This is a genomic window from Cloacibacillus sp., assembly GCA_036655895.1.
GTDB lineage: Bacteria > Synergistota > Synergistia > Synergistales > Synergistaceae > JAVVPF01.
Window position 1 is genome coordinate 1 of record JAVVPF010000064.1, and the last position, 5,915, is coordinate 5,915.

Below are 5,915 nucleotides of genomic sequence, written 5' to 3' on the forward strand. Positions count from 1 at the left end.
TTGAAAAGATTACTTCCGCTTTTTTGACGAAGCAGGCGCTGAAATCTCCCGGAATTGCCGGAGCGGTAAAGACAGGAGCCCTGAGCTTTGCGGGGCGCGTATGGGACGAAGACGTTGAAGAGATGATGCAGCAGGCGGCCGCCATCATCATAGGCGAACCTCTAAAGATGGCGATGCTCCCCGACTATAAGCATATGACCCTGAGCGAGGCGCTCGGAAGCATTGCCGGCTCCGGCATAGAGGCGCTGCCTTCGCTTACCCTGATGATGGCCCCCGGCTCCGTGTATTCAACGACCCGCAATATAGGAGCGGTCAGAAATTTTCAAAATTCTGGAGAGGGCAAGAGAGCCAGGGCCGCCGAGAATATTCTCTCAGATGAGGGCGCTACCGTTGCGGATAACAACCTCGTTTTTCTCGGACAGGACGCCGTAAATGAATTCTTCCAGTCAAACCCTGATGTCGCGGACGAAGTGGTAAACACTCTCGGTATAACCGAGAGCAGCGTCATTGACGAACTCGGCGAAGTCGCGGTGAGAAAAGAAGATTATGAAAAAGCCGCGGCGGCGCATCCTTCATTCGCCAAGTCTCTTGAGATGGATACTCGGGAAGGTTCCGGCGGCATAACCAAGAGAGAGGCCGCCGAGCGGTTAAGCAAAAAATTACAGGATCCGCTGGAACAAGACGACGAATATGCGCAAGAGGCCGTCGAGATACGCAGCACGATAAATTCCGAGCTTTCAGCCGCAAGCAAGGACGATGAGGCGAGCCAAGCCAACGCCGACCTTTACAGCCGCTATCTTTACACGCTGGGAAAACGGCTGGGGATAAGCCCGAAAGAGTTGCATAAGATGAGAGTGGAGAAGGCAGAAGATGGATTGGCAAGTCCGATTTATGACCAGTCCGTCTGGCACGGCAGCCCGCACAAGTTCGACAAGTTCAGCGACGGCAACAGCAGGCGCATGGGAGAGGGCATCTATAATTACGTCATTTTCGACGACCAAAACGCCAGGATTCAGGAGACGTATTATCAGCCTGTCAATTCCGATGTAGATGGTAATAGTTTGGTCAATGTCGTCGATCTCACAAACAAGAACCATGGCGAACATTGGAACTATGATAAGTTAAAGACGTTCGTTGACGGTTTGGTCGGAACGGAAACAAGTACGACCGATAGCAAGGCTATCGTCAAAATTTTACAGGAAAACGCCAGGCATATAGCGGGTTCTTCACGGAAGTATTACAAAACTATCGATCCGTCCGTGAGAACGGATGCTGTCAGAAATGTGAAAGATCTGATAGAGTCGGCAGTATTGATCGAAAGTATGCCGAATGAAAAGAAGGTTTTTATCACTTCTGAAATGACTAGAGGCCAGAGAAAGAACGCTAGGAGGAAAAATAAGCAGGAAGTGCTTCATAGGCTATATGTTCCTTTGAATATAGGCGATGGAAATATATATACTGCCAGGATAGTTGTATTTGAAGAAGACGGCAATGTTGGATTTGATCCCTTGGATACTCAGCTTTACGATGTACTCATAGACAAAAAAGATGGAACTTTCGACAGGTCGCAAACACAGACGAATCTGCTCAGCGTTGGGAAGAAAGCTCCATCTGAAGTTAGTATACACGATTTATTAAAAAATGTCCCGGATTCTCAAGGAGTTCCTTATTTTACGCAAGGCAAGCGCGGCGGAATCACCTTCAACCGTAAAACAGGAGAATCCCTGGTTTCCCTGTTCCGTACGGCGGACCGAAGTACCTTCATCCACGAGATGGGGCACCTTATTCTTGAAGACCTGATACGGTACGGATATAAGGCGGACTCGGATACGGAGATAAGCCGTGACCTTAAAACGGTTCTTGATTACTTGGGCATTTCCAATATGGATCTCTCTAACCTGGATAAACTTGACGAAACACAGCAGGTCCGTCTTACGGAAGCCCATGAAAAATGGGCGCGCGCGATGGAAATGTATGTTATGAACGGAGATTCGCCATCAAAGGCGTTGCGCCCCATATTGCAGAAAATGCGCATGTGGCTGCTGGATATATACTCAAATGCGAAGTTTTCCGGAGAAGAGCTGACTCCGGAGGTTCAGGACGTCTTTGACAGACTGCTTGCCACGCCGCAGGAGATCGAAGAATCTTATATCGCGGAAATCACCATCGGGGACCTTATCAAAGAAAACGAGCTGCTTCAAGAACGTTTGAAAAATTTTGAGCAAGAGAAAAAGCGTGAGGCGAATAACAAATTTCGCCTCGGTGAGGCGCTGGGGTACGACCGTGGCAAAAGTGAGGGTGAACGCGGCGCCAAATTCAAGCGTCCCGGTTTTGACTACAAGACGAAGAGCAGACAGGAGGCGATGTTTGAGCGGCTTCAGAAGAGGAAGGTTCTGCTTAAAGACGTCGAAGCTTTGTTGGAAGGAATCAATCACGACGTCAGCGATGAAAAGGTCATCTGGTCCGTACAGCAGGAGATGCTTGACAAGCTTGCCGAGAGCCGCCAGATCGTAGACCTGCACGATACCGAGCTGGATAAAAAGCGCCCGAACCGTCGCAGGCGCAAGCCTAAATTTGCCGCCGTTTACCCAACGCAGAAGATGAAGATGGCAGCTTCGCTTATGGACGCGATAAGGCAGGATCTGGGGTTTGATTACAAAGATATAAATCCGGCGGACGCTCCCTTCATGAAGCTGATCGAAAGGCTGGAGGCCGCTGGCATGACATTGAACAATCTGCGGCTTTCCGACGCCAAGTTATCAGAGATCGCCGCACTCGCCAAGGAAATAAGCGAAATCCATGCCAGAGGCCGGAGAGAGTACGAGGTGTGGCGGGCCGGCATCGTTGAGCGCCGCAATAAGATAAACGCGGAGTGCGTGACCGCCCTGGACAAGACCGAAAGCAAAGCGAAGCAGGGGCCGATAACCGGTCCCTCCGATCTCCCCAAACAATACGACGGCGTCATGGGAAAGACGGAAAAGTTAAAAGACTGGACCTATGCCAACACATTAGGCGCCACCCGTCTCTTCGACTGGATTGGGCACGGATTGGGAAGGTTTGACGGCGCATTTTCAAGGTATTGTGTGGATGAGGTGAACACGGCCTATGACACGAAGTTGAAACATATCCAAGAACGCCACGACGCCATGAACGCGAAAATGAAGGAGCTTGGTATAACATTCCATGCCCTGAGTAAAAAACGCGCCGTCGGCAAATATAAGTACAGCGTCGATGAACTTCTGTCGATCTACGCGGCGATGCAGAATGATAAATCGTCTCAGGCGCTTATTTTTGGGAACATGAGGGTGCTGATACCCGATTCATGGTTTTTGGACAATGCGAAAAAACATGACGCCAAGCCGCCTGCGGAAGTGCTGGTGCACATCGGGGAGTGCGTCAAAGCGCTCTCTCCGCAGGAGCGTGATCTGGCGGATTACGTGATTCGGGAATACGACACGTATTATGAGCGGATGAATAACATTTTTATCGCCAACTTCAACCAGGGCATGATGAAAGAGGAGAACTACACGCCGATGCGGCGGCTGGAATATACCTCGAACCATGGCCTGGAGAACGCCGACGAGGCGGCATACGCCAAAGGCGTCGCAGCGCAGGCGGGAGCGCAGAAGGCCGGATTGGAAAGGGGGTTTTTGAATCCACGCGTGATTCCCGGCAAAGAGATAAGCGCAAAACACCAGTCTCCCGTAGACCTTGGGCTGCTGTCTATATGGAATACGCAGGTCGACGCCATGGAACACACGGCTGCTTTCGCGCGGATAGGGCCAGACCTTCAAGCGGTGTTCACGGAAAACTTCGAGGACCGCACGGGGCGTTCGTACAATATCCCTAAGCTTATCCGTGAGAAGTTTGGTTCTGGGACATGGAAAGCCGTACAGGAATATATCAACCTCGTCAATCGTGACGAACTGACGGTTGGCAACGACGTATTCAGCCGGATAGCCAATACCCTTGGCAAGAATATGGCGTATACCTATCTTGCGGCCAATATCGGCACCGTCCTGAAACAGACGACTTCGATACCGCGTTTTCTCATTACCGCCGGGCCGGCGCAAATCGGCTGCGCTATAGGTGAATATTTGCAGCATCCGAAGCAATTCCTGGAAGATATCTACGCGATGGATCCGCAGATGAGGGACCGTGTTCCGAACGTTTTTTTCAGTATAAACAAATATGATCCTACGATAATGGGCGATGCGCAGTATGCTTATAAAAAATCAATGGACACGCTTATCGCCCCCATTTCATATATGGACAGGGTCGTGGCGGCCATTGGCTGGCAGGCGACTTATGAATCGAATGTCAAACGAGGGCTCTCGCACGAGCAGGCGGTACGCGCCGCCCAGCGTGCCGTTCTCCTCACCCAACAGGCCCCGATGATAAAGGACGCGCCTATGATATGGAGGCAGAGCGGACTTGCCAGGCTGTTGATGATATTCACCTCCGACGCCGCCCCCGTGTTGGGAATGACGGCATATGATCTGGCCCAGTCGGTAAAACGCGGAGATCACCCCGCTTCTCTGTGCAATATAGCGGCTTTTATGATAAGTGCGGTGGCGATGAAGGCGCTCGTGGACGGAATGCCCGACGACGACAACGAGGAGAGCTGGGGCGAATGGGTCTTGTCCGCCTTCTCAAGACAGGCCGTAGAGTCAATTCCACTGGTTGGGAAAGAGCTGATGTCATTCTGGGAATCTTTCAGCGGACAGGGCTATAAAGGAACGACCTACTCGGCGTTTGTTGCCCCGCTTTCAAAGCTTGCGCGCGGCTTTGAGGACATGACGGCGGAGGACTCGGACGAGATCAGCCCGTACACCGGCATGTCAAAGTTTGAAAGGGGCGCGTGGAACGCGGTCGAAGGAATGTCTTTAATCACCACGCCGCTGCCGATAGTAGGCGCAAAAAGGCTCTATCTTGCAACAAAAAATGCGGCTGACGAAGATTTTCTGAAAGCGCTGCAGGCAATCATCGGGCAGAAAAAAACGATGAAGAAGTACTCTATAGCGCCGGAGATTTGAGCTGGCTAAAAAACTATTTTAAATGCGCCAAAGGAAAGGAGGTGACCGCATGGCCTGTAAGCCGCGCGGCAGGAAGCCGCCGAAGAGGTAATGCGAAAGGGGTGGTTTTGGTTTGGCTTGTGTGTTATACTGTCCATACATTGTATTGGAGGTGTGGGACATGGGTCAGGCTACTTTGAGCGTTCGGATGGACAGCGAAGTAAAGAAGGAGTTCGACGCTTTTTGTGCGGACGTAGGGATGAATACCTCCGTCGCGGTAAATATGTTTGCGAAGGCTGTTCTGCGCGAACGGCGCATTCCTTTTGAGATTTCAGACGCCGATCCTTTTTACAGCAAGGCAAATATGGAGCGCCTGAGCGCTGCGGCGGCTCGGATGGAGGCACGCGGGGGCGCGGTTCACGAGCTGATAGAGGCGGATGATGATTAAATGCTGGGATGAGGACGCCTGGGAGGATTATCTGCACTGGCAGAATGTCGATCGGAAGACTTTGAAGCGTATCAATATTTTGATTAAGGATATCGAACGCAACGGGTATGACGGTATCGGCAAGCCGGAGCCTCTTACGGACAATCTTTCCGGTTATTGGAGCCGTCGTATAGACTGCGGCAATAGGATAGTTTATAGGATTTCGGGCGACTGTATTGAAATAATTCAGTGCGGGTCGCATTACAGGGATCATTAGCTATTTCAAAAATATGAAATTTTAAATGAGCCGCCTTTAGGGGCGGCTTTTTTGTGCTGAATTTTTAAAAGGAGGTGATCATGTGACGGTGCCAAGTGATGTCAATAAGCATGTGTATTTGGGCAACGGGGTGACTCGGGTGTGGCCGTACTCCTTTTTGCTGCTTGACGCATCACATCTGCAGGTGTGGGTACGG

Annotated in this window: 3 protein-coding genes; all 3 read left to right on the forward strand. The window is 51.1% G+C overall.

What is annotated here, in order from left to right:
* Positions 1 to 23: 23 nt before the first annotated feature.
* The 3 genes from RRY12_12315 to RRY12_12325 all read left to right on the forward strand — a co-directional run bounded on the left by RRY12_12315 (position 24) and on the right by RRY12_12325 (position 5,719).
* Complete coding sequence (locus tag RRY12_12315) at positions 24 to 5,036, forward strand: hypothetical protein (protein ID MEG2185456.1); 5,013 nt, start codon at positions 24 to 26, stop codon at positions 5,034 to 5,036.
* A gap of 160 nt (positions 5,037 to 5,196) precedes the next feature.
* Positions 5,197 to 5,463 carry a type II toxin-antitoxin system RelB/DinJ family antitoxin gene (locus RRY12_12320; GenBank protein ID MEG2185457.1) on the forward strand — a complete coding sequence of 89 codons (267 nt, stop codon included), beginning with the start codon at positions 5,197 to 5,199 and terminating at the stop codon, positions 5,461 to 5,463.
* Complete coding sequence (locus tag RRY12_12325; GenBank protein ID MEG2185458.1) at positions 5,453 to 5,719, forward strand: Txe/YoeB family addiction module toxin; 267 nt, start codon at positions 5,453 to 5,455, stop codon at positions 5,717 to 5,719. Before RRY12_12320 ends, RRY12_12325 begins: the two co-directional genes overlap by 11 nt.
* Positions 5,720 to 5,915 lie beyond the last annotated feature (196 nt).

Excerpts from the sequence above, each read along its gene's own strand:
- RRY12_12320 (MEG2185457.1), top strand. The coding sequence starts at position 5,197 with ATGGGTCAGGCTACTTTGAGCGTTCGGATGGACAGCGAAGTAAAGAAG.
- RRY12_12325 (MEG2185458.1), top strand. The coding sequence starts at position 5,453 with ATGATGATTAAATGCTGGGATGAGGACGCCTGGGAGGATTATCTGCAC.